Here is a 21,403-nt window from a genome sequence, read left to right as displayed (position 1 = left end):
TAATCCATTTGGCTTTTGACCAAAGGCCAAGCAATCAAAATGTAAAACATGGCACTTATATCGTTTTTGGGATTTACGCTCTTGGTAGCTTTTATATCCTGGTGGTCCGTTAGAAAAACGGATGAAACATCTTCTGATGGTTATTTTTTGGGTGGGAGGAGCCTAACGGCAGGCGTTATTGCCGGTTCATTGCTGTTGACCAACCTTTCTACGGAACAAATCGTAGGTCTTAACGGTAGCGCGTATAAAGACGGGCTATCCGTAATGGCTTGGGAAACCTTGGCCGCCTTGGCCATTGTAGTTACCGCAATGTTCTTGCTTCCACGCTATTTGAAGGGTGGACTTACCACCGTTCCCCAGTTTTTGGCCAAAAGATTCGACACCACTACCAAAACCATCACTTCGGGATTGTTCTTGACGGGTTATGTGGTGGTACTGCTCCCCGTAATCCTGTATTCCGGTTCCGTGGCCATCAGCGGGATGTTCGATGTGCCCCAAGTACTGGGTGTATCGGACTCCACGGCATTGGTCATCTGCATCTGGGGCATTGGTATCGTAGGTTCGATTTATGCCGTTTTTGGTGGGTTGAAGGCAGTGGCCGTTTCGGACAGTATCAATGCGATCGGACTTATTATCGGAGGGGTGCTCATCCCTGTTTTTGGATTGATGGCCATTGGCGATGGAAGTGTGTTGGGAGGACTCGACACATTGATGGCCGCCAACCCAGAACGTTTTGACTCCACGGGAAATCCCGGTCAAGAAGTACCCTTCTCAACCATATTTACCGGTATGATGTTGGTACAGTTGTTCTACTGGGGAACCAACCAACAGATCATACAAAGGGGATTGGGCGCCAAAAACCTGGCCGAAGGACAAAAAGGGCTTTTACTTGCCGCTTTTTTGAAAATTTTGGGGCCCATCATCCTTGTTTTGCCAGGAATGATCGCCTATTATTATTTTGAAGGTGGGCTGGCCAGTAGTGACCTTGCCTACCCGGAATTGGTAAGGGCCGTATTGCCCAAACCGTTGATGGGCTTTTTTGCCGCCGTACTATTTGGTGCCATCTTGAGTTCCTTCAATAGTGTTTTGAACAGTTCCGTGACCTTGTTCGGTATCGATATCTACAAACAACACATTAACAAGGATGCATCAGAAATGACCATTGTGAAGTATGGAAAAATCTTTGGTATCTGTTTGGCCTTGGCTGCCATGTTCATTGCGCCACTCATTGCCAATGCGGGTAGTCTTTTCAACTATTTACAGGAAATCAATGGTATCTATAGCATCCCCATTTTCACGATTATCGTCATTGGTTATTTGACCAAAAGGGTTCCTGCCATTGCCGCCAAGATCGGTATTCTGTCAGGGTCCATCCTGTACATCATCAGTCAGTTTATTGTGGGACCAAAAATGGTGGCCAACGCACTGGCGGAAGCCAAGGCAAATGGCATAACCGACCCGCAAGAGTTGCATATGGTAGAGGCCGGAGCCTACCCCCATTATCTGCACGTAATGGCCATATTGTTCATTACCAACATCATCATCATGTTGATCATTGGTAAAATCTACCCGAGAAAAGAGGCGTTTGAACTGGAATATACCAAACAGGTATCCATTGAACCTTGGAAACACGTTAAATTGGCGAGTGCTTTTATTTGCGTGGTGGTAATTGCCATCTATGTCTACTTTGCCAAATAAGAAAATAAAATCATTTCCCTATAAATCGAAAAGGCCCGGAACAATATCCCGGGCCTTTTCTTTTTTAGGTTGGTCAATTATTGTAAAACGCTTTTTAGAAAGTGGTCTTTGTACGCACGCCCCAAAGGAATTTTTGCCCCGTTGGCGAGCAATACCTGATTTCCTGAGATACGATCTATTTTTTGGGTGTTGATGATATGGGATTTGTGCACCTGAAAAAACTGATTTATAGGAAGCACATCCAACCAATGTCGCAAAGGTTCATTGGAAAGTATTTTTTTGCCTTTTAGGTGGATCTCGGTATAATCCGAATCCGAAGAAATGGTATAAATGTCGCGGACCGAAACCTTAATGTGCTCATGACTCGATTTCACATAAATCTCACTCACTTGGGCAGTATCGTTCTTTGGGACCTGATGTTCCTGCTTTATGCTGACCTTGTTCACCGCCTGCAAAAAGCGCTGGAACGAAAAGGGTTTTAACAAATAATCCACCACATTGAGGTCATAGCCTTCCAGAGCATACTCGGAGAATGCCGTGGTGAGCACCACATGCGGTGCCTCAGGAATACTCTTCAGAAAATCGAGGCCGTTGATCTTGGGCAAGTGGATATCCAAGAACATCAAGTCCACTGGTCCATTCTTCAAGAACTCCATGGCCTGCAAACCATCTGAAAAGACACCAACAAGCTCCAAGGCAGGTACATCTTGGATGAACTTTTTTAAAATACGCTGTGCAGGGGGTTGGTCTTCAACAATTATGCATCTCATATTTTATACTTTTTCCAGTTCAAGTCTTAGATATACATCATAGCTGTTGGCAGATTCCTTAATTTCAAGCTCGTGCTTTTTAGGATATAGGATTTCCAAACGTTTCCGCACATTTTGAAGCCCAATTCCCTTGGCAATGGTATCCAAACTGGGTACTACCTCAAAATTATTCTTGCAATGGAACTCCAGCAGGTCATTCTCCACTTTGATGGAAACATCGATCTCAATATCCGAAGACTGGCCCGATTGGCTGTGCTTGAAGGCGTTCTCTATAAAAACGATCAAGATCAATGGGGCAATCCTATATTCTTCCTTGATGTCGTCCACATCAAACCGAACAACTCCCCTGTCCTCTATCTGCAACTTGTACAACCTGATAAAATTACCGAGTTGTTCCAACTCTTTTTTTAAAGGTACAAACTGTTCCTTGGACTCGTACAACATATAGCGCAAAACCCCACTCATTTCAAGAATGATCTCCGGGGTCTTGGGTGAATTTTGAAGGGCATAGGAATACAGGTTGTTCAAATTGTTAAACAAAAAATGAGGGTTGATCTGGCTACGCAAAAACTGGATCTCGCTTTCTTGGATAGCACTCTTCAATTCATCTATCTGAGCCTGCTTTTGTAGGGCATCCCAACCAAATTTACAACCTGAAAGGATGAACATGACCGGCAATAATCCCAAAAGGGAAATGTATAGCCCAGGAAAAGTATCCCCTCTTTTGGTATTGGGAAACATAATCGGTTCTATGATCAATTCTTCAATGGAAATCACTGTAGCCACAATGATGGTAAACCCTAGGAAAAATTGCCAATATTTCTTTTTGTACAAAAATTTGGGCATCAGGTAATAGGTTACTACCACGGTGGCCCCACTATAATAGAGAAGAAACAATGCCTTGTTAAAACTAATTGTCTCCTCATTTCTGTCAAAAGAGAAAAACAGGAGCACGATGACGTGCAATATAATTTGAAAAAGAAGTTCCTTTCTAGAAATCAATACTTTGCATTTAAATCAAGGTCAAATCTAGGGATAAAACCCATCTACCAAAAAACAGATTTCCGAACAACCGTATTTGCCCCCCGAACGACATTTTAACCTCCTCTATACAAACCTCTGGTTGATTGGAGGTTAACCTTTGTCGTTTACGGAAAATAGTTGTGGGATGTCAAAAACATTGACCATTTTTGGCATCCCTTGCTTTCTGGGTTTGAAATGGGGACATTTTGCAATTTTTGGTTTACTTTACAAGCTATAAAACCTTAAAAAACTCTACAAACACAAAAAATTAAAAAGATGAAGAAAACACTATTTGCCATTGCATTGTTGACCGGTCTGGTCGTTTCGGCCCAATCGACCTGGAAATCTGACAAATCACATTCCAAAATTGGATTTTCCATTACCCATTTGATGATCTCTGAAGTTGAAGGAAGCTTTGGGGATTTTGACATTACTGCCACGGCCAGCGATACCTTTGAAAATGCCGAGTTCAGTGTGGAAATCCAAACCGCCAGCATTGACACCGATAACGAAAGACGTGACGGCCATTTAAAAAGTGCCGATTTCTTCGATGCCGAAAAATTTCCTGCCATCAGCTTTAAAAGCACAGGTTATGAAAAAACCGGCGACAAGACCTTTACCTTGACGGGAAACCTTACCATGCACGGAGTAACCAAACCCATCACCTTGGAAGGCAAAGTAAACGGAATTATCACCGATCAACGCAGCAACAAATTAAAAGCAGGCCTTAAATTGACCGGAACCGTCAATAGACTTGAATTTGGAGTTGGTGGCGATACCCCAACTTTGGGCGATGATGTGGAAATGACCATCAACCTTGAAATGGCACAACAATAATTACTTAGATCAAGAGAATTAACCATGAAGAAGGGAAGGCCCATACCTCCCTTCTTCTTTATTTTACAGCAACCGAATACCATGGGAAGAAAATCAGAGAATACGTTTAGGGAATTCCACCGTTACTTGGGATTCTTTTTGGCCGGTATTATGGCAGTCTACGCCATCAGTGGCATTGTACTTACGTTCCGTAGCACGGACTTCTTAAAAAGTGAATACGAGGTAAACACTACCTTGGAACCCAACTTACAGGAAGAAGCCTTGGGCACAGCCTTGCGCAAAAGAGGCTTTAAAGTAGACAAGAAGGAAGGTGACCTGGTTTACTTTAGTGGTGGAACTTACAACACGAAAACAGGGGAAGCCTCCTACACCGAAAAACGATTGCCCATGATTTTGGAGAATATGAACAAACTCCACAAAATGCACACTGGCAATCCATTGTTCTGGTTGGGCATTTTCTTTGGGATCGCGCTGCTTTTCTTTGCGGTATCGGCATTTTTTATGTTCAAGCCCAATGCCCCCATCTATAAAAAAGGACTCTATTTTGCAGTGGCAGGTTTTCTTTTGACCATAGTATTGCTCTTGGTATAACGAAAAGTAGTTCCCCACGAAACTGGCAAAGCCACCAACAATGGTGGCTTTTTGCTATCTTAGTCTTACATATTTGTTTTGTGGCCCCAATCGAAGAATTACTATCACATTTTAGGGAAATCATTCAACTATCCTCTTCGGAAGAAAAAATCATTGCCAATTGCTTTAACGAAAGAGCATTTGAAAAAAAGGAAATGTTGCTTTTCCCCGGAGAAGTTTCGGCACATATGCGTTTTGTGGCCAAGGGCTGCCTAAGGGCCTATTATATGGACGAGTCTGCCAAGGAGCATATTGTACAATTCGGAATTGAAGGGTGGTGGGTGAACGATCTGTACAGTTATCTGACCCAAACTCCTGCCAAACAATTTATTCAGGCCCTAGAGCCAACAACAATCCTTCAGATTCACCGAGACTCCCTCAACAGACTTTATAATGCAGTACCTGCCATAGAAAGGTTTTATAGATTGAAATTTGAAAAAGCTTATGTGAGCCTACAAGATCGCAACCTAAATGCCATGAGCAAGTCTGCAGAAGAACGCTATTTGGAGTTCCGTTCTAAATATAGGGGCATAGAACAACGGGTGCCACAATACATGGTTGCCTCCTATTTGGGAATTACCCCAGAATTTTTAAGTACACTACGCAAAAACTTGTAATTGCCTTTCTTAACATTCCTTAAGATTACATACACTACACTGTCATAGTTTTGCGGTATCCAACAATGCCTACAATCCCATGAACCAAAAAATAAAAGAACATCTATTCGATTTTTGGGAAACTATTGGAACTTCTGGCGGGTTCTTAAAAAATGGAAATGGTTACCTATTCACCGGCCCCATCAACAATTCGTGGCCACATAAGACCTTTCGGCTTCAATCCCAATTTATAAATCCCAAAACATTGGCACAAGATTTACAAGAAGGAATGGTGCCCAATTCCATGGTAGCAAGCAAAGATGAACAAGGGGATTTGATCAAGGCTCTTAAACTATCTTTAACATCATCCTTGAGTGCCATGGCGATGGACACCTCTGGAAAGGCACCATTACCCTTAGAGAAGGTACTATTTGAAAGAGTATCCACAAAAAGTCAGGCCTCCATTTTTGCCGACATCGCGTCAAGAGCGTTTGGTTATGCCGTGCTTACCCAAGTTTTGGACCCGCTGATCAAAAACCAAAACTTTAAATTGTTCCTAGGCAAACATGATGAATCTTTTGCCTGTTGCGGCATGATCTATTTGGACAGGGAGGGGAACCATGGGCTGCACATGATCGGCACCTTACCCAATTTTAGGGGACTGGGCCTAGGAAAAGAAATGACAAAGTTTTTGTTGAACCAAGCCATCATGGACAATAGCGGTCCGGTTTACTTGATTGCTTCCGTGGCAGGTGAAAAAATATATACCAAATTGGGATTCAAGACCTATGGTACATTGGAAACCTATACCTTGGCCGAATAAAAAAATTTTATGGGAAAGTTCATCGTAATTTATAAGTTTCAAGTAAAAAAGGGTCTAGAGAAGGACTTTGAAAAGGATTGGGAGAAGCTTACCCACGCCTTTGTCAACTACAGCAGGGGACTTGGCTCCCGATTGCACATGGACCCAAGTGGCATTTACATAGCCTATGCCCAATGGCCCGACCAATCAACTTGGACAACAGCCGGCTCTAGGCTGCCCGAACATGCCAAAGCCCTTGCGGACACCATGAGGGCCAAATGTGAAAATGTTGAGGTATTGTTCACTTTGGATGAAATAAAAAATCTTTTAAAAACCGATGGCCCAAATCAATAACAACAATTTTTGAATTCCTTACCAGTACTCATAAATCCTGCAAATCTTGCCGTTTCTGAACTCAAAGAAGGTCATTTGTAGTTCGCCGTCCATCTCTTTGTCGTTTTCCTTCTTTACGAATCTTCTGCTGACGGCCACGGCATCCAGCCCTACTATTTTGTTCTCCACCTTTACATCAACGATGCTTCCGTCATATCCTCCATTTTCTTGGTTGCGCTCATAACCATTGTAAAGGTCTTCCCTGGAATAAACCCCTCCATATTGGGGATGGACATAGGTAAAATCATCTGTGAAAAGCTCAAATATCCTATCAATATCCCCTTTGGTGGATTTAGACTGGAAAACAACAATATTCAATTCATAGTATCTTTCCACTAGCAAATCAAGGGAATCACTTGCTTTAGCCTGCTCTATTTGAGACCACATTTTTGAAACAAAACAGGTAAAAAAAAGTATGGCCCATAGGATGTTAGGTAGTTTTTTCTTCATTATTGACATTATTCGTGGTTTTTTGATTTCAATATATCCCTTGCTTTTTCAACTTTCTTTATAAGTTTCCCCGAGTTGGGGTGTTTGCTTAACAAAAGTTCATAGAGTCTTACAGCATCATTATATTTATGGTTCCTTTTGTAAAAGTCGGCCATTGTGGAGACTGCATGATCCATATTGCCCTTTAACAGTTCATTCATGAACTGGTCTTTGCCCAACGCATTGAACAGGGATTCAAAGTAATAAAAATCATTGGCTCTCCATGCGCTCCGGATAATGGTATATTTGGACCATAGGGACAGTTCAGATGAAAACCCATACCGTCTTGCTCTCTCTTTGGCATGATTGCGGGCATGATCCATTCCTCCTTCGGCAAGAAAGTTTTTCAAACTGTTCGTTTCAAATTCTTGATAGTATTTAAAATAATTCCTTAACCCATGATAAAGAGTAGGATAGCCTGTGGATCGGTGTTCTTCCAAATCAAACTCAAAATATTTCCAATCAAGACCTTTGACGTGACCATCGGTTAATTTTTGATTTAATTTTTCCGTGCCGTGTCTTACTTCGTATTCATCCGGACTTGTTGCAAAATAAAGTTGTACCTCACCACAAGCAGTGGGATCAAATTCATCAATTGCATCAAAAATAGGATAGGGACTCGCGGCAATATAGGCATCAAAGTGGTGGGATCCATTCAAGAAGGTGTGAAACACAAAGCTACCACCATATTCCCAACCGAAAAGCAAGTCCTCTCCCTTGGTCCTAAAATGAGTATTCACATATGGCATTAACTCGTTTTCCAAAAATTCCAAAAAGTTTTCCTTTCCCTCATTCAATTCTTGAAACCGTTTTGGGTAAGTTTGGTATATGCCCACTATTATAAACTCGGGTGACAACTTAAACTGTTGAAAGGTTTGGGAAAGACTCACCGAGTAAAGGAAAAATCGCTGCCCGTCCAAAAGATAGACCACTGGATAATGTTCGCCCGAACCCTCATAGGTTGGTGGCAAATAAATCTGGATTTCCCTGTTCCCCTTCAACACACTTGAACCAATAGTATGGTTTTTCCCTACTATGTTTGGAGTACTGTACGACTGGGCGCGCATCCCAAAAATGACCATGAGTACCACAATGGTTACAATGAATTTTTTCATGATTTTTTTTATTTCTGTTTGAAGAAACAAGGCTAAGCTCTTTCAATGGCCATGCTCAACAAAACCATTATTGATCCTTAGACAACAAAGCTAGAGTTCCCATTGCTCCCCTTTCTTAAGGTACCTTAATATTCCAAAGTCTCCCATGCCCTAGTTTTGTCTTTCAAAATCAAATCATTATGAATCAGCATTACCATATAACACTGGCTTTTATGGGAGGCGTTTTTTTGGCCGTACAGGGAGGATTGAATGCGCAATTGGGGGTTCAGCTAAAAAATCCTTTGCTTGCCTCTCTGGTAGCCTTCTGTTTCAGTGCCTTATTTTCCTTTCTCATTGTTGTGGTCAGCCTTAAGGAAATTCCCCAGTTCAATATACTGGTTGGTATTCCCAAATACTTATGGTTTACCGGGGCTTTATTCAGTGTCTTGGGCATTTGTCTGTACTACTATACCATTCCAAAACTGGGAATTGCCACCATGATGTCCTTTGGGTTGTTCGGTCAATTGATCTTTTCAGCCATTGCCGGCCATTTTGGGTGGTTCGGCTTTTCCCAAGAGCCGTTTGGAGTTAAAAGAGCACTGGGTTTCCTGGCCATGTGCATTGGAATTTTCATGGTCAACAAAAATTAATAAACCATTTAAAAACAATAATTATATCCATCATGAAACTGATTGAAAACTTGGAATGGCGCTACGCCACCAAAAAATTCGACCCACTGGTAAAAATTGGGACATCTGATATTGAAAAACTGAAAAAAGCGGTGCAACTCTCTGTGTCATCTTACGGCCTTCAACTATACAAGGTATTGATTATAGAGGACCAGGAACTTAAACAGGAACTCCGGAAGGCCTCTTGGGATCAATCCCAAATCACCGATGCCTCCCACCTATTTGTGTTCTGCAATTATACGGATAGGGATGACAGGCACATTGACAACTATATCCAATCTGTTGCGGACATACAGGGAACAACGGTGGAAGCCCTTTCAGGATACGGAACCTTCATAAAACAGAGTTTGGCCGCCAAAACCAATACAGAATGGAACCACTGGGCGGAAAGACAAACCTATCTGGCGCTTTCCAATTTATTGGCAGCCTGTGCTGAGCTTCAGATTGATGCCTGCCCCATGGAGGGTTTTGAATCTGAGAGATACAATGAAATACTTGGCTTGTCATCCAAAGGACTGAATGCTGCCGTTATTGCTCCTGTGGGGTATCGAGCAACAGACGATCACACACAATTCCGAAAAAAGGTAAGGAAACCACATGAGGAGTTATTCGAGATGATTTAATGGACATTTAACACAAAGTGTTGGGTAGGCAATCGTTCAAACTAGTTGGAGGATCTTGCAATACAAACAATTGATGGGGATATGCTACACGTCCTAACCAGGTCCCTATTTGGGTCCTCATTATTCTTTTTCCCCAAAAGGATAGCAATTATACCCCAGGGATTGACCCTGTCTAAAAAAAATGAGTACAATTGGGTATTTTATTGTAAGGAACCTATCCTAAACTGCGACTGTTGCCATAAGGATGCATTTAAGGCATCCGCAACCGAAAACTTTTCAAGCTAAATACAACTCATGAAAACAAACAACATCCTTCTTGCGTTGGCCTTTACTGTAATGGCCATCACCAACATCACAGCCCAAAACCTGACCGATATGATTGCAGATTGGGAACGGGCCAAAGCCTATACCTTGGAGTATATGGAAACTATGCCGGACGATAAGTTCGACTTTAAGGCCACCCCAGAGGTGCGTTCCTTTGCACAGCAATTGTTGCACATTACCGATGCCAATTATGGTTTCATGGCCGCCATTACAGGTGCTGAAAGTCCAGTAGCTTTCGGGGAATCCGAGAAAACCGAAGACACATCAAAAGCACATGTGATCGAATTGGTAAATGCCGGGTACGATTATGTGATCGACGGATTGAAGAACCTATCCGATGACCAATTGGCAGAGTCCATCACCCTTTTTGGTCAGTTTGAAATGACCAAGGCCAAGGCGTTGGACAAAATGTTCGAGCACCAAACACATCATAGGGGGCAGGCCACCATTTATATACGATTGGCCGGGGTTAAACCACCCAATGAAAAGCTTTTCTAACCTCAACTAAACGCAAAAGCCATCAATTTAGGTGGCTTTTGCATTATTATCCTTTCAATTTCTCCGCCACCTGATCGTAATATGCCTGGGAAAGCACTTCGGTCCAAACGGTGGGTTCGGTTCCTCCATAAATGGCCAAATAGGTAACATTGCTATCCTTTGTTGCCGTGTGCCAATGTTCCACACCCTTGTCACATTTGATCACATCCCCAGCTTTAAGAATGATGGGTTCTTTTCCTCTTTCCTGATAGTACCCTTCGCCTTCTACAATGATGAGCACCTGTGGGGTAGGATGTTTGTGCCAATCCAAGGTGGAATTGGCCCTAAAGGTTGCCTTGGTAATGTTATAATCCAGATCGGTATCGGCATGAAGTATGGGGTTTAACCATGCCTCCCCGATATAATGGGTATTGGGAGCCTTCACCCCCTCAATCTTATAACTGGTAATGGTGTAATCGGAAGTTTGGGAAAACCCTAGAAAGGGTGCTACGACCAACAATAACAATGCAAAATGTTTCATCTTATTCCTTTTCAGTAAAGTAAGGAAAAAAACGATTGTCTGGAATGGGGTATTTTTTCATTGGGTCATTGTTGTTGGGCTCCCTTCGGCTGCGCTCAGGATAAACTTCTCGCCACAACAGGGCAAAAACAAAAAGAGCCACGGAATTATCCGGCTTCAGTATTTTTATGATTATTCCACTACACTGAACACCGTCCATGCCCAGTCTGAAAAAATATTATTTTCATCAGAATAACGGATACGATAATAATATTCTGTGTTCAGTGTGAAGGGTGACACTATTTGATATTGGGATTCACCAATGTTTTCGACATCAAGTATAATACTGTTAAAATTAATATCGGTTGCCACTTGAAGTTGATAACTAACAGATTCAGGTGCATAATTTGGATTTGGAAAATAGGCATCGCTCCAATCAAATAAGGGGGTGCTATCCAAGATATACCCAGTAGGATATATTGCAGCTGTATCTACTGGAATAAAAATAAACTTAAAGTTTAAGGGAACGCTCCACTCGGATAAGGCTCCGTTTCCATCCTTCAATCTCAATCGATAGTAATACGTGATATTATAATCCAACGGCTCATTTACCTGATAGAAGGTTTGTGTAATGGAACCCACATCCAATTTAATATTGTTGAAATCAATATCTGTGGAAACTTGAATTTCATAGGTAAAGTCCTCGGGGGGTTGATTGATAAAATATGGTTCTTCCCATCGAATAATTGGTGTACTATCACCAATTTCTTCTGGCATCCCAGTCAACAATATGGGCAATTCAAATTGAAAACTTTCGGTTTCCCACTCTGAAAGCACTCCATTGGAGTCCATTGCCCTGACACGCCAGAAATAGGTTACATTGTCCTCCAAAATTGTAGATGCCACATATTGATTTGTTTCTAATCCGGAATCTACATTCTCAACTAAATTTAAAAACCCGGAATCAGTGGACAACTGAAATTGAAAAGAGAGGCTTTCCGCCATATCATGTTCCCAACTAAAAATGGGCTTACTGTTGCCCATCTCCCCTCCTCCACCAGGTGATAAATTATTAATTTCAATAGTTTTGATATCGAATGTACTTTGCTTCCATTCACCCACAACATTCTCTTCTTTAAGTCTCACCCGCCAATAATAGGTCCTTCCTCTTTCCAAAACCTCTATGTTTGATATTTGGCTACCTACCACGTTATTGGCGTCAATCAACAAATTTTCAAAATTTGAAGTATCCGACAACTGAACATCATACATTACGGTTTCCCTTATACTAGGAACCCAGTTTATGGTAGGTTTTGTTTCTTCAATAAGACCACTTGGGTAAGCAGGAGTCACATCATATCCATTTATTCTTCCATTTCCATCGGAATCCACATAAAGTTCAAAGTTGGGCAGACTATACTCCACCCCTAGACTTTCAAATCTTTGGGTGAGATTATTTTTTATGGAATTCGGATTTACCTGAAAACCACCTTCCCTAATCTTATTGACAACAAAATCAGTTTCAATTATACCATCAGATTCCAAATCGTTGGCAAACTTAGTAACCAACTCAGAAAGTTCACCATCGCCATTGTTCCCCTGCAACACACAAGAAACAGCAAGAAGTATGGCATTACCCGTACCCTCCTGACTTATATCCATATTCTGAAAAGGACCAAGATCATCAATAATGTCCTCTGGAATATTAAATGCCCGCAACACTTCCTTCTCTGCCCGTGTTTTGGCTTCTTCGTAAGACATATTTTCATTGAGCATCAGATGTTTTATACGCTGTCTTGACAACGTTGTCAATATGTTTATGTTTGACTTATTTTGTTCGGAAACTTGAATAAAACTTCTCAGTGTAATTTGACCATTGGAAAGCTCACCAGTAATTTCATTGAAATAAAACCCTGTGGCCTCTACATCCAACTTATTGGAATTTATAGAACCATTAAAATCGAATGAACCAAAATCATCAAAGGTTTCTGTACTATAAGAGATACTAGTGGATTCTAGATCATCGTTAAGTTCAATAATCAAGATTCCTGATCCAGCAACAAAAGGCCCTTTTTGGACCAAGCTATTATTTAATCTTACTGGGTTGCCCTGTTGTTCTGGTTCGCTATCGCTTCCTTCATTATCAGAAGAACATCCTAGAAGCATGAATACAACTAAAAAGAAAAATATTTTGTGCATACCTATTGATTTACATACCAAACGTTTAAAATTCCTACTTATTCTTTATGGCATATTTGGATGTTTGAGATAATCATTGGTTAGAGTATTTGTTTTAGTGGTTCCCCTTCTTGGGCTCCCTTCGGCTACGCTCAGGATAAACCTCTGGCCACAACAGGGCAAAAATAAAAAGAGCCACACTTTCGTGCAGCTCTTTCATTTTTGCTCCCCCTCTTGGGCTCGAACCAAGGACCCTCTGATTAACAGCGTCGCCGAAAGGGGTACAAGTAAATTTCAAAAATCACATATTTTATTGAATATCAGTATTTTAATAAATTTTGTTGTCAAACAAAATCAATTGAAACCAACTTTTTGCGTGCAAATTGCGTGCAAATTTTTTTATAACTTATGTTCATGAACACGAGTATAAAGCTAAGTTTGGACACCCGCAGAATGACCCAAAATGGATGTTTTCCCATCATTTTGAGGCTGACCCATTTTAGAAAAACCACTTCGATAAAAACAGGCCATTATGTACCAGAAGAATACTGGGATCATCACAGGTGCAAAGTAAAGAGAAATTTTCAAGATGTTGATTCGGTTCACTTAATGAACACCCTTTTATTAAAAAAACAACTTAAGGCACAAGAAGTAATCAATAGACTGGCCGACAATGATCAATTGGATAGGCTAACAGCAAAGGACATTGCCGATAAAATTGTAAATAGAAAACGGTTAAACTCATTCTATGAGTTCGGTCTTCAAAAAGCAGAAGAGCTTATTAGGGAAAAACGGATAGGCACTGCAAGAAACTATTCCGGAATAATAGGAAGGCTAAAAGTATTTACAAGCAATAGGGATTTAAAATTCAATGAACTCAATCTTGAGTTCTTAAAACGGTTTGAAAGGCACCATTTATCAAAGCCAGGCAATACCATCAATGGAATTGCATCTTACATGAGAACGATAAAGGCCATCTACAATAAAGGAATCAAGGAGGGCATGGTGGATGAAACTCTATACCCTTTTAAATACTATACCATCAAAACCAAGCCGACAGAAAAAAGAGCCATTAAGATTGAAAGCATTAAGAAAATCCTTGAAATGAAAACCAAGATTGGTTCCAATCATTTTCACTATCGCAATTATTTTATTCTTTCCTATCTAATGTTGGGCATGTCCTTTATTGATATGGCATTTCTGAAAAGGGATAATATCATCGATGGTCGTGTTAAATTTCAAAGGCGAAAAACAGGAAAACGCTATGATATAATTATAACCGATCAGATTAAACCTATTATTCAGTATTATCTGGACAATCCTAACCCATCTGGTTTTTTGTTGCCCATAATCTATCGGGACACTTTGGAACTGCAGTACAAAGATGCCCAATGGGAGCTGAGACGTTACAACATTGGTTTAAAAGAAATTGCAAAAGAATGTAAGATTGAAGAGCGTTTGACCTCCTATGTTTCAAGGCACAGTTTCGCTACCCATGCCATGTTCAAAAAAGTGCCCTTGGAAGCCATTTCCGCAATGATGGGACATAATAAACTCAGTACCACCCAAATTTATCTTAAGTCCTTACCTAGCAATGTACTTGACACCTATCAATTAGAACTTAATTCTATTTAGGGCATGACTTTTATCGCCTTTGGAATAAACCTTTCAATACTTTGAAATCCCAACACTTGGGATTGAATTCAAGATGTGTCATTGTCATGACATATCTTGCTTTTGCTCCCGTAGGTCGCAAAAGATAAAGTAAAAAAGGAACAAATCAGGCCAGCCAATATTGCAATATCTCTTTTTTAGATTGATGAACTTACTATTGTTGGTTTTTCCATTTTTGATTTTCTCAATGCCGCACAGCTCCAAAAGTGCGTTAGAATTATCTTTGAAAAGAGCAGATTATTATTTTGATTGACACTATAAAGGTTTTTTATAATGAAAGAAAGCATTTACGTAATGGCAATGGAAATTGGAAGTGAATTCCCAGATGGAATTACTTTTGATGAGTTGATAGCGAAAATTGAGGAAAAATCGGGAAAGAAAATCTCGATTAATGCAAAGTATGGTCTTGTGGAATGGTTCGTGGATGCATTTACAACAGATGACCGGATAAGGGCAAGTTCACATAAGCCGTTTGAAACTTACCATACAATGATTCCTTCATATTTTAGAGATAAACGAGACTTTTACGTACCGGCATTTCAAGATTTTCAACGAGCAAAGTTTGTTCTGTCAGGAAAAACCTTTAAACAATACATAGATTATTTGGAGTTAAAAGAATCAAGAGAGCAGGCTTTGAAAGCGAATAAGACGGCTAAAGTTTCCATATTGATTGCTATGATTACTCTATTTGCATCTACAATTATTCCATTGTTTTCAAAGCCAATCCCGCAGCCACCCTTTGAAGTCGAGGTAATTGATGATAAGGTACAAAACCAAGCGTTGGAGCTAGAAATCAGAACATTGAAAAAGGAATTACAAAGAATCGAGACGCTCCTTCAAACTTATAAATCTGATACATTAAATGATTAAATCCAAGATTAAGCGAACGAAGCAAAGCGAAGTGCTGCAAGCCCAAATCTTACCGAAACTAATTTACTGAGCGAGGCAAAACCTATGTGAGTTTTACACCGCTTATTCGGTCATTTTGTTCTTCTTCATCTTTGGAAAATGAAATTCAACGAAAAACAGTGTTTAAAAAAGAGAGAAATTTCCTCATTAAAAATATTACACTATTTTTAAAACGTAACTTAAGAATAGCCTACTAGACCCACCTCGATGTTCCAAAACCCATTTTCTTTTGATGGCCGTATACGACGGTTAGAGTATGGTCTAAGCTACTTGATCTACATAATCCTTTACCTCAGCGCGTCATTTTTATGGCAAGAGTTTCCGACAGCAGCTCTCTTTTTTTACCCCTTCATCTCGGTATTGATATGGTTTTTGTTGGCACAAGGCGCCAAACGTTGTCACGACTTGGGGAACAGTGGTTTTTTTCAGTTCATCCCTTTTTATGGTCTTTTAATGTTGTTCCAAGACGCTCAAAGTGGCATTAACAAGTACGGGCGAAATCCCAAGGAAGTGGCCGTTTCTATGAAGGATTCAGAAGAAAATGCCCTAAAGTTTCCATTAGGGAAGCTTTCCATTGGCCACTCTTTGCTACGATTAAGTAGTCCAATCCTTATCAATGTGCTACTGGCAGCAATGCTAATGGAATATCTCAATGTCTCCGACATGGAACTGTTTTTGTATATATCAATTTCAGTTATTCCGTGCCATTTTCTGGCTTTGATAATGAACCATAATTCCCATGCATTGGAGATTGACGGAAAAGGGCAGTTCAAGGAAAGGGTCATTTACTCCAGTACATTTTATGTTTTGGTTCGGCTGTACACCCTTTATTTCCGGGATACCGAAATTTATGTCCAAGCCATCTTTTTTGAATTGATTATTATTGGCCTGTTCCTGTGTCTCACCTATTTTTCCTTTCAGCTTTATAAAGTCATTTTTAGAAAATCTTCCCTCACCTTATGAAAATTAAGCACCATATCATTTTATCCATCATTTTGATAGTGGTCATAATCACGTTTGGCTTTACCTATAAATCTGGAAGCGGTAACAAAGCCATTGTAGCTTGGTCGGAAAGACCACTGGTTTGGGATGATTTTGAGTTGGTCAGGTTTATGGAGGAAGATTATGTGGCAACTATATACTCCTATATTGCCTGTCCTAAATTGATAACCGATAAAAACTCCAAGGTATATGCCTATATGAACCCAAACCTTTCTGAGCGTCTGAGGAACGAATACGATGGGTATAATGTATTGATCCATGAACAATACCATTTCAATATTACGGAATACTGCGCCAGATTATTAAGAAAAGAGATTGTGGCAAAAGGGCTTGGGGGCTTATCGTATAAAACCATGGAATCATTGCGTAAAAAATATGCAAAAAAATTGGATAGCCTGCAAGATGTATACGATAGTATTACCGATCATAATGCCAATACCGACCTACAAAGATACTGGGAGCTTCAAATAGATGATTGGCTAAGGGAAACAGCATACTATGAAAATGAAGATATTCTCAGCTATTATGATTTCACCAAGAATCGAACACAATTCTATCGGCATATCTATTTCACCCATACAAATAAAGTTTTGACCTCATATCCAGTGGGTGAAAAGGATATCAAATTTGGTGAAACCTATGAGGTGGCCTATCGCAATCTCGATGAGAAGGTCATCAAATTTTATAAAAATGGCAAACTGGTCAATGGAGGGTATTTTAAGACCGCGATAACGCGGATCTTGAAAAACAAGGATGATGTTTTTGAAGTTCATTATCTGAATCCTGATGAAAGCTACAATCAAGATTTGATGACCAGCTTGAATAGGACCTATTTAAATGAAGCTGAAGATAGAACCGTTCATTATTTTAACCACAACGGTGAAAGGATCAGCCGGAATCTGGTATATGAAACCAAGTGGAAATATAATCGTGACGAACAGTCCTACACAGCAACATACTTTGATAAGCAAGGAAAAATCACCCTTAATAATGAGGGGGTTTATCACGAAAAAAGAATACTGGACGAAGATGAAAGAACTGTTGTCTTTATAAATTTTGATGGGAAAAAGAAATTAAAAAATGACAAAGATTTTATTGCCAAACGTGAGCTTGAATTCGATGAAAACCATAAAAAAACCAAATACAGGCTTTATGACGAAAATGGAGATTTCGCCTATCATTTAAATGATTACTATTTGGCCTATGACTATGATGAAAGGGGAAATATTGTAAGAGTAACATCACTGGACGAAGATGGGAATAAAACTTATGACAAAAATGGAGCATCAATATATGAATATACCTATGACCTTTATGACCGAGAAACTCAAATCAAAAGATTCAACAAAGAAAGTAGGCCCATTATAGCCAATGACGATTATTTCGAAAAGGTGTATGAATATGATTCATTTGGAAAAATCACATTTGAAGCTTCTTATTACCCAGACAAAGTACTCAAATACAGTGATACCCAATGGGGGGCAACAAAATTTATCCACGAGGGGGATAGCATTGTCAGGGAATACAACATTAATGCCTACGGGGATACCATCCAAAATAAAAACAATATTGCTATAGTCAAGAAAAAACTTGACAAGAAAGGTTTAGTGGTATCCGAAAGCTACCTCGATAGTGAGGGTAATTTTGCAAAAGCGGATGATGGTGTGGTGGAGTACAGATACCGATATGATGACCAAGGCAAACAAACAGAAACTGCATGCTACGACTCAATTGGCAAACTAAAAGCCTTCGAGACGGATGTTGCAATTATCCGGTGGGAATATGACCAGAACGGGAACAAGGCAAAAACAACCTACTTCAATCCCCAAGATCAATTGGCGTATGCTGTTGACAGCATTACCTATAACATCTACAAATACAATAGCAAAGGAGGCCTATTAGAGCGTAGCAATTACGATATCAATATGAAACCTGGCTTGATCGATGGCGTATTCAAAACACGCTTCCTCTTAAATCGTGCAGGTCTCGATTCGGTTAAATATGAGTACAATGCAAATGGAAAGTTGAAATCGGGGGTTGCCATAACAAGATTTTATTATAATAAGTATAACAACCTGACAAGAACTGAATATTTCAATTCCTTGAATCAGAGAACCAAGGACCCTGAAGGTATCAGTACCATTAATACTCTTTCTAACAAAAGGCAACATATCACAGGTTATGAATATTTGGATGAACAAGACAGGTATACCAATAATTCCAGTGGTATATCGATTCAAACTTGGATTTTGGATGAACTGGGACATACCTTGTCCCATAGCTATTTGGATAAAAACCGTGAGCCTGCAATAGGACCATCCGGCTACCATAAAATTGAATATGAATGGGCCGACATGGGCGAATCCTCGAAAGTAAAGCAATTCGATAAGGATTTATCCCTAATAGAGGATGAATATGGCACCGCCATATATGAATATACCATGAGGCCTTCCGGTCTATATGCCGAGGTAAGACGTTTTGACAAGCAAGGAAAGCTTGCCGAAAATAGTCTTGGGGTGGCAATAACTCAGTATACGCCTTATCTCGATGGATTATATTATTTAGATCGAGAGTTGGATGCCAATAGGGAAATTGTAAACGATTCAATCAATGAAACGGTAGAGGAAATTCAGTAAAATTTTAATATTTTCCAATACGCATTAAGTTTATAATCGAACGAAGCAAAGCGAAGTGCTGCAAGCCCAAATCTTACCGAAACTAACTTACTGAGCGAGGCAAAATGTCAATTTGGAAGCTTCACATCCCCGTATAATTCCTTCATCACTTCACAGGGGTCTATATCAATGGCCAATGAAATAAGGTAAAGTTCCTCCGCCCTTAGTTTTGTGGTAGGGTTGGAACTCAATTGACTTATCCTTGATTTACTTATACCCGTCCTTCTCGCCACTTCCGCTTTATTGATGGACTTTTTGGCCAAATATAATCCTAGGTCTGTCATTTTAGTAATGTAAAATTTTGATACATAAAGATAGATTTTACATACACCTATATAAAATTTTATCCTATTGGTATAGAAAAAGAGTATTTATTTTATACTTTCGTATAGAAAATCTACACAATTGGATTGAAATCCACCTTAAAGTATCGATATATGGACTCCTTAACGCAAAGAAAGAAACTGCTCGCCCCCCAGATACAATGGCTTTTGTCGGATATCATCAAAGTAATTCCGAATGTTATACAGGTCTATCTAAACGAAGGCCATGAAAAAAAGAACACCTTTAAATTCAGGTGGAACATCATTATTGATGCACCCAAAAATGACATCAACAACAAGTTTCTTCCCATTATCCAAGGGTTGTTTTCTGACCATCAAGATCATTTCCACAATCTCTTTTCCCATGATTACGCCAAAACAGAACTGGCTAATGGAAACCTGTTTTTCATCAACCATTGTCGAACCGAACATCTCATATTTGGAAATCGGGAAATTGGCTTTCCTTGGGACCAACATGAAGACCTAACCAATGAGAAAGTCCAGAAAAACATTGAGGAGGACTTTCGGACATCCTTGGAAGGCAGTTTCGCCTTTCAAAAGGGGTTCAAATACTTCATGTCGGATGATAACCTATCCCAAGCTGCCTTTATGGCCCACCAAGGGTTTGAACTGGGATACCGGGTACTGGAGGGCTTTCTCTGTGGAAAAGTAAAAATCTGCCATAAGATAGAGGTCCATCAAAAGTTCTTGGAAAGGAACATATACAGAACAAAGGGAATGTTCAATCTTGATGACCATACAGAAATGGAGTTGTTGGAACTATTGGACAGGGCCTATTCCAGTTCAAGGTATGATAACTCCTTCCATATTGAAAGGGCGCAGTTGGACTTTTTGGAACAAAAGCTTGAATACTTTTTGGATGAGATCAAGCAATTGTTCGAAAAGGAACTTGATCTTTTAAAGACCCTTATTACAAGTGGAAAAAAGGCTTTGTTCGAAACCCAAGATATAAAAGAGCCCAACCTATTGGACACGATCAGACAATTGAGCAGGGAAAACTTTGAAATGATGAGACCTGCAAATCGAAGGACAAAAAAAGGGTATTATCTCAACCATGTTTATGTCCACAGTCACTTTTCCCTTTTCTATACCTTAAAATCGACCCTTAATGTATGCATCCTGGCCTTGGACGAGCAGTGTGATATGACCTTGGACATTAAAAACATCAAGGAGGATGTAAAGACCGTACTGGAGTTTGCAAAGAACCTTATACCCTTGGAAGAGGGCAACTATCTGGATGAAATGCGAGAACTCATGCTTTCCGATAAAGAAACCACAACTTAACAAAGTAGCCATGGAAAAGAACGAGGAAAGCCATAACAACGAAAAGGAACTATTGGACAAAGTGATTGGTTTGTTGAACCCAAGAAAACGAAGGTATCATGGGAAGGATGAACCGCAAGTCCAAGAAGTAGTGTTCAAGGTGGAAAACAATTCTGAACTGCGCTATGTCATCTCATGCCTTCTGAGACTATGCATGTCCACCATTGACAATGAAAACGAACTGGACTCCCCAAGACTTCCCTTTCTATCCAAGGATGATGCGGTGATCACCATACTGGAGTTGGTCATTGATATTCTTCCAGATGACCAGTTGGATAGCTACGACCGAATAGAAAAACTCCTTTTGAAGGAATAAGCATGATTGTCAACCAA

The 21,403-nt window shown here is 40.1% G+C and carries 22 protein-coding genes; 15 read left to right on the top strand and 7 right to left on the bottom strand.

All coding sequences use genetic code 11. The annotated features are described in order from the left end of the window. The first annotated feature begins 48 nt into the window (after window positions 1-48). Window positions 49-1,698, top strand: coding sequence for a solute:sodium symporter family transporter (locus GTK07_RS03660; protein ID WP_163633090.1), 1,650 nt, complete (start codon window positions 49-51; stop codon window positions 1,696-1,698). 77 nt (window positions 1,699-1,775) lie between these two features. Here GTK07_RS03660 and GTK07_RS03655 read toward each other — a convergent pair whose 3' ends face one another. Next, entirely contained in the window at window positions 1,776-2,468 is a 693-nt protein-coding gene (locus tag GTK07_RS03655; protein WP_163633088.1) for a LytR/AlgR family response regulator transcription factor, read from the bottom strand. Between the two features lie 3 nt (window positions 2,469-2,471). Then, window positions 2,472-3,470: a sensor histidine kinase gene (locus GTK07_RS03650; RefSeq protein ID WP_163633086.1), complete on the bottom strand. Its 999-nt coding sequence runs from the start codon at window positions 3,468-3,470 to the stop codon at window positions 2,472-2,474. Between the two features lie 297 nt (window positions 3,471-3,767). Between GTK07_RS03650 and GTK07_RS03645 the strand changes: the two genes are divergently transcribed. The 5 genes from GTK07_RS03645 to GTK07_RS03625 all read left to right on the top strand — a co-directional run bounded on the left by GTK07_RS03645 (window position 3,768) and on the right by GTK07_RS03625 (window position 6,710). Then, entirely contained in the window at window positions 3,768-4,328 is a 561-nt protein-coding gene (locus GTK07_RS03645; RefSeq protein WP_163633084.1) for a YceI family protein, read from the top strand. 24 nt (window positions 4,329-4,352) lie between these two features. Continuing rightward, window positions 4,353-4,919, top strand: a complete 567-nt coding sequence (locus GTK07_RS03640) for a PepSY domain-containing protein (RefSeq protein ID WP_235932417.1) — start codon at window positions 4,353-4,355, stop codon at window positions 4,917-4,919. Window positions 4,920-4,999: 80 nt separating this feature from the next. Further along, window positions 5,000-5,575 carry a Crp/Fnr family transcriptional regulator gene (locus GTK07_RS03635; protein ID WP_163633082.1) on the top strand — a complete coding sequence of 192 codons (576 nt, stop codon included), beginning with the start codon at window positions 5,000-5,002 and terminating at the stop codon, window positions 5,573-5,575. Between the two features lie 79 nt (window positions 5,576-5,654). Further along, the gene (locus GTK07_RS03630) at window positions 5,655-6,377 is read left to right on the top strand and encodes a GNAT family N-acetyltransferase (RefSeq protein WP_163633080.1); all 723 of its coding nucleotides are present in this window, start codon (window positions 5,655-5,657) and stop codon (window positions 6,375-6,377) included. 9 nt (window positions 6,378-6,386) lie between these two features. Next, the gene (locus GTK07_RS03625; protein ID WP_163633078.1) at window positions 6,387-6,710 is read left to right on the top strand and encodes an antibiotic biosynthesis monooxygenase family protein; all 324 of its coding nucleotides are present in this window, start codon (window positions 6,387-6,389) and stop codon (window positions 6,708-6,710) included. 18 nt (window positions 6,711-6,728) lie between these two features. On the opposite strand, the gene GTK07_RS03620 is transcribed toward GTK07_RS03625, so the two are convergent. After that, complete coding sequence (locus tag GTK07_RS03620; RefSeq protein WP_163633075.1) at window positions 6,729-7,199, bottom strand: nuclear transport factor 2 family protein; 471 nt, start codon at window positions 7,197-7,199, stop codon at window positions 6,729-6,731. Between the two features lie 8 nt (window positions 7,200-7,207). Further along, a complete protein-coding gene (locus GTK07_RS03615) occupies window positions 7,208-8,353 on the bottom strand; it encodes an alpha/beta hydrolase (protein ID WP_163633073.1) in 1,146 nt (381 codons plus the stop codon). 179 nt (window positions 8,354-8,532) lie between these two features. Here GTK07_RS03615 and GTK07_RS03610 point away from each other — a divergent pair, with 179 nt between their 5' ends. The 3 genes from GTK07_RS03610 (at window position 8,533) to GTK07_RS03600 (ending at window position 10,466) form a co-directional block, all read left to right on the top strand. Next, window positions 8,533-8,982, top strand: a complete 450-nt coding sequence (locus GTK07_RS03610; RefSeq protein WP_163633071.1) for a DMT family transporter — start codon at window positions 8,533-8,535, stop codon at window positions 8,980-8,982. A 32-nt stretch (window positions 8,983-9,014) separates the two neighbouring features. After that, window positions 9,015-9,644 carry an NAD(P)H-dependent oxidoreductase gene (locus GTK07_RS03605; protein WP_163633069.1) on the top strand — a complete coding sequence of 210 codons (630 nt, stop codon included), beginning with the start codon at window positions 9,015-9,017 and terminating at the stop codon, window positions 9,642-9,644. Window positions 9,645-9,938: 294 nt separating this feature from the next. Continuing rightward, window positions 9,939-10,466 carry a DinB family protein gene (locus tag GTK07_RS03600; protein WP_163633067.1) on the top strand — a complete coding sequence of 176 codons (528 nt, stop codon included), beginning with the start codon at window positions 9,939-9,941 and terminating at the stop codon, window positions 10,464-10,466. 46 nt (window positions 10,467-10,512) lie between these two features. Here GTK07_RS03600 and GTK07_RS03595 read toward each other — a convergent pair whose 3' ends face one another. Both GTK07_RS03595 and GTK07_RS03590 read right to left on the bottom strand, forming a co-directional pair. Next, window positions 10,513-10,986: a cupin domain-containing protein gene (locus GTK07_RS03595; RefSeq protein ID WP_163633066.1), complete on the bottom strand. Its 474-nt coding sequence runs from the start codon at window positions 10,984-10,986 to the stop codon at window positions 10,513-10,515. Between the two features lie 171 nt (window positions 10,987-11,157). Beyond that, a complete protein-coding gene (locus GTK07_RS03590) occupies window positions 11,158-13,164 on the bottom strand; it encodes a fibronectin type III domain-containing protein (RefSeq protein ID WP_163633064.1) in 2,007 nt (668 codons plus the stop codon). Window positions 13,165-13,557: 393 nt separating this feature from the next. Between GTK07_RS03590 and GTK07_RS03585 the strand changes: the two genes are divergently transcribed. The 4 genes from GTK07_RS03585 (at window position 13,558) to GTK07_RS03570 (ending at window position 19,364) form a co-directional block, all read left to right on the top strand. Beyond that, window positions 13,558-14,778, top strand: a complete 1,221-nt coding sequence (locus GTK07_RS03585; RefSeq protein WP_163633062.1) for a site-specific integrase — start codon at window positions 13,558-13,560, stop codon at window positions 14,776-14,778. A gap of 312 nt (window positions 14,779-15,090) precedes the next feature. After that, on the top strand, window positions 15,091-15,687 hold the full coding sequence (locus tag GTK07_RS03580; protein WP_163633060.1) for a hypothetical protein: 597 nt from the start codon (window positions 15,091-15,093) through the stop codon (window positions 15,685-15,687). A gap of 246 nt (window positions 15,688-15,933) precedes the next feature. After that, on the top strand, window positions 15,934-16,689 hold the full coding sequence (locus GTK07_RS03575) for a DUF805 domain-containing protein (RefSeq protein WP_163633058.1): 756 nt from the start codon (window positions 15,934-15,936) through the stop codon (window positions 16,687-16,689). Beyond that, window positions 16,686-19,364 (top strand): hypothetical protein, encoded by a 2,679-nt coding sequence (locus GTK07_RS03570; protein ID WP_163633056.1) that lies wholly within the window; start codon window positions 16,686-16,688, stop codon window positions 19,362-19,364. Before GTK07_RS03575 ends, GTK07_RS03570 begins: the two co-directional genes overlap by 4 nt. 107 nt (window positions 19,365-19,471) lie before the next feature. On the opposite strand, the gene GTK07_RS03565 is transcribed toward GTK07_RS03570, so the two are convergent. Further along, window positions 19,472-19,687: a helix-turn-helix domain-containing protein gene (locus GTK07_RS03565; RefSeq protein ID WP_163633054.1), complete on the bottom strand. Its 216-nt coding sequence runs from the start codon at window positions 19,685-19,687 to the stop codon at window positions 19,472-19,474. 126 nt (window positions 19,688-19,813) lie between these two features. Here GTK07_RS03565 and GTK07_RS03560 point away from each other — a divergent pair, with 126 nt between their 5' ends. Next, window positions 19,814-21,031 (top strand): hypothetical protein, encoded by a 1,218-nt coding sequence (locus tag GTK07_RS03560; RefSeq protein WP_203583709.1) that lies wholly within the window; start codon window positions 19,814-19,816, stop codon window positions 21,029-21,031. A 10-nt stretch (window positions 21,032-21,041) separates the two neighbouring features. Beyond that, on the top strand, window positions 21,042-21,386 hold the full coding sequence (locus GTK07_RS03555) for a hypothetical protein (protein WP_163633050.1): 345 nt from the start codon (window positions 21,042-21,044) through the stop codon (window positions 21,384-21,386). Window positions 21,387-21,403: the final 17 nt, after the last annotated feature.

The sequence above is a fragment of the Flagellimonas sediminis genome (assembly GCF_010500845.1).
Classification (GTDB): domain Bacteria; phylum Bacteroidota; class Bacteroidia; order Flavobacteriales; family Flavobacteriaceae; genus Flagellimonas; species Flagellimonas sediminis.
Note: the sequence above shows the minus strand (reverse complement) of the source record. Positions and strands in the feature narration are given on the sequence as shown.

Bases quoted from the DNA above. Each gene is read 5' to 3' on its own strand.
- GTK07_RS03660 (WP_163633090.1), top strand. From the start codon at position 49: ATGGCACTTATATCGTTTTTGGGATTTACGCTCTTGGTAGCTTTTATA.
- GTK07_RS03655 (WP_163633088.1), bottom strand. From the start codon at position 2,468: ATGAGATGCATAATTGTTGAAGACCAACCCCCTGCACAGCGTATTTTA.
- GTK07_RS03645 (WP_163633084.1), top strand. From the start codon at position 3,768: ATGAAGAAAACACTATTTGCCATTGCATTGTTGACCGGTCTGGTCGTT.
- GTK07_RS03640 (WP_235932417.1), top strand. From the start codon at position 4,353: ATGAAGAAGGGAAGGCCCATACCTCCCTTCTTCTTTATTTTACAGCAA.
- GTK07_RS03630 (WP_163633080.1), top strand. From the start codon at position 5,655: ATGAACCAAAAAATAAAAGAACATCTATTCGATTTTTGGGAAACTATT.
- GTK07_RS03625 (WP_163633078.1), top strand. From the start codon at position 6,387: ATGGGAAAGTTCATCGTAATTTATAAGTTTCAAGTAAAAAAGGGTCTA.
- GTK07_RS03620 (WP_163633075.1), bottom strand. From the start codon at position 7,199: ATGAAGAAAAAACTACCTAACATCCTATGGGCCATACTTTTTTTTACC.
- GTK07_RS03615 (WP_163633073.1), bottom strand. From the start codon at position 8,353: ATGAAAAAATTCATTGTAACCATTGTGGTACTCATGGTCATTTTTGGG.
- GTK07_RS03610 (WP_163633071.1), top strand. From the start codon at position 8,533: ATGAATCAGCATTACCATATAACACTGGCTTTTATGGGAGGCGTTTTT.
- GTK07_RS03605 (WP_163633069.1), top strand. From the start codon at position 9,015: ATGAAACTGATTGAAAACTTGGAATGGCGCTACGCCACCAAAAAATTC.
- GTK07_RS03600 (WP_163633067.1), top strand. From the start codon at position 9,939: ATGAAAACAAACAACATCCTTCTTGCGTTGGCCTTTACTGTAATGGCC.
- GTK07_RS03595 (WP_163633066.1), bottom strand. From the start codon at position 10,986: ATGAAACATTTTGCATTGTTATTGTTGGTCGTAGCACCCTTTCTAGGG.
- GTK07_RS03590 (WP_163633064.1), bottom strand. From the start codon at position 13,164: ATGCACAAAATATTTTTCTTTTTAGTTGTATTCATGCTTCTAGGATGT.
- GTK07_RS03585 (WP_163633062.1), top strand. From the start codon at position 13,558: ATGAACACGAGTATAAAGCTAAGTTTGGACACCCGCAGAATGACCCAA.
- GTK07_RS03580 (WP_163633060.1), top strand. From the start codon at position 15,091: ATGAAAGAAAGCATTTACGTAATGGCAATGGAAATTGGAAGTGAATTC.
- GTK07_RS03575 (WP_163633058.1), top strand. From the start codon at position 15,934: ATGTTCCAAAACCCATTTTCTTTTGATGGCCGTATACGACGGTTAGAG.
- GTK07_RS03570 (WP_163633056.1), top strand. From the start codon at position 16,686: ATGAAAATTAAGCACCATATCATTTTATCCATCATTTTGATAGTGGTC.
- GTK07_RS03565 (WP_163633054.1), bottom strand. From the start codon at position 19,687: ATGACAGACCTAGGATTATATTTGGCCAAAAAGTCCATCAATAAAGCG.
- GTK07_RS03555 (WP_163633050.1), top strand. From the start codon at position 21,042: ATGGAAAAGAACGAGGAAAGCCATAACAACGAAAAGGAACTATTGGAC.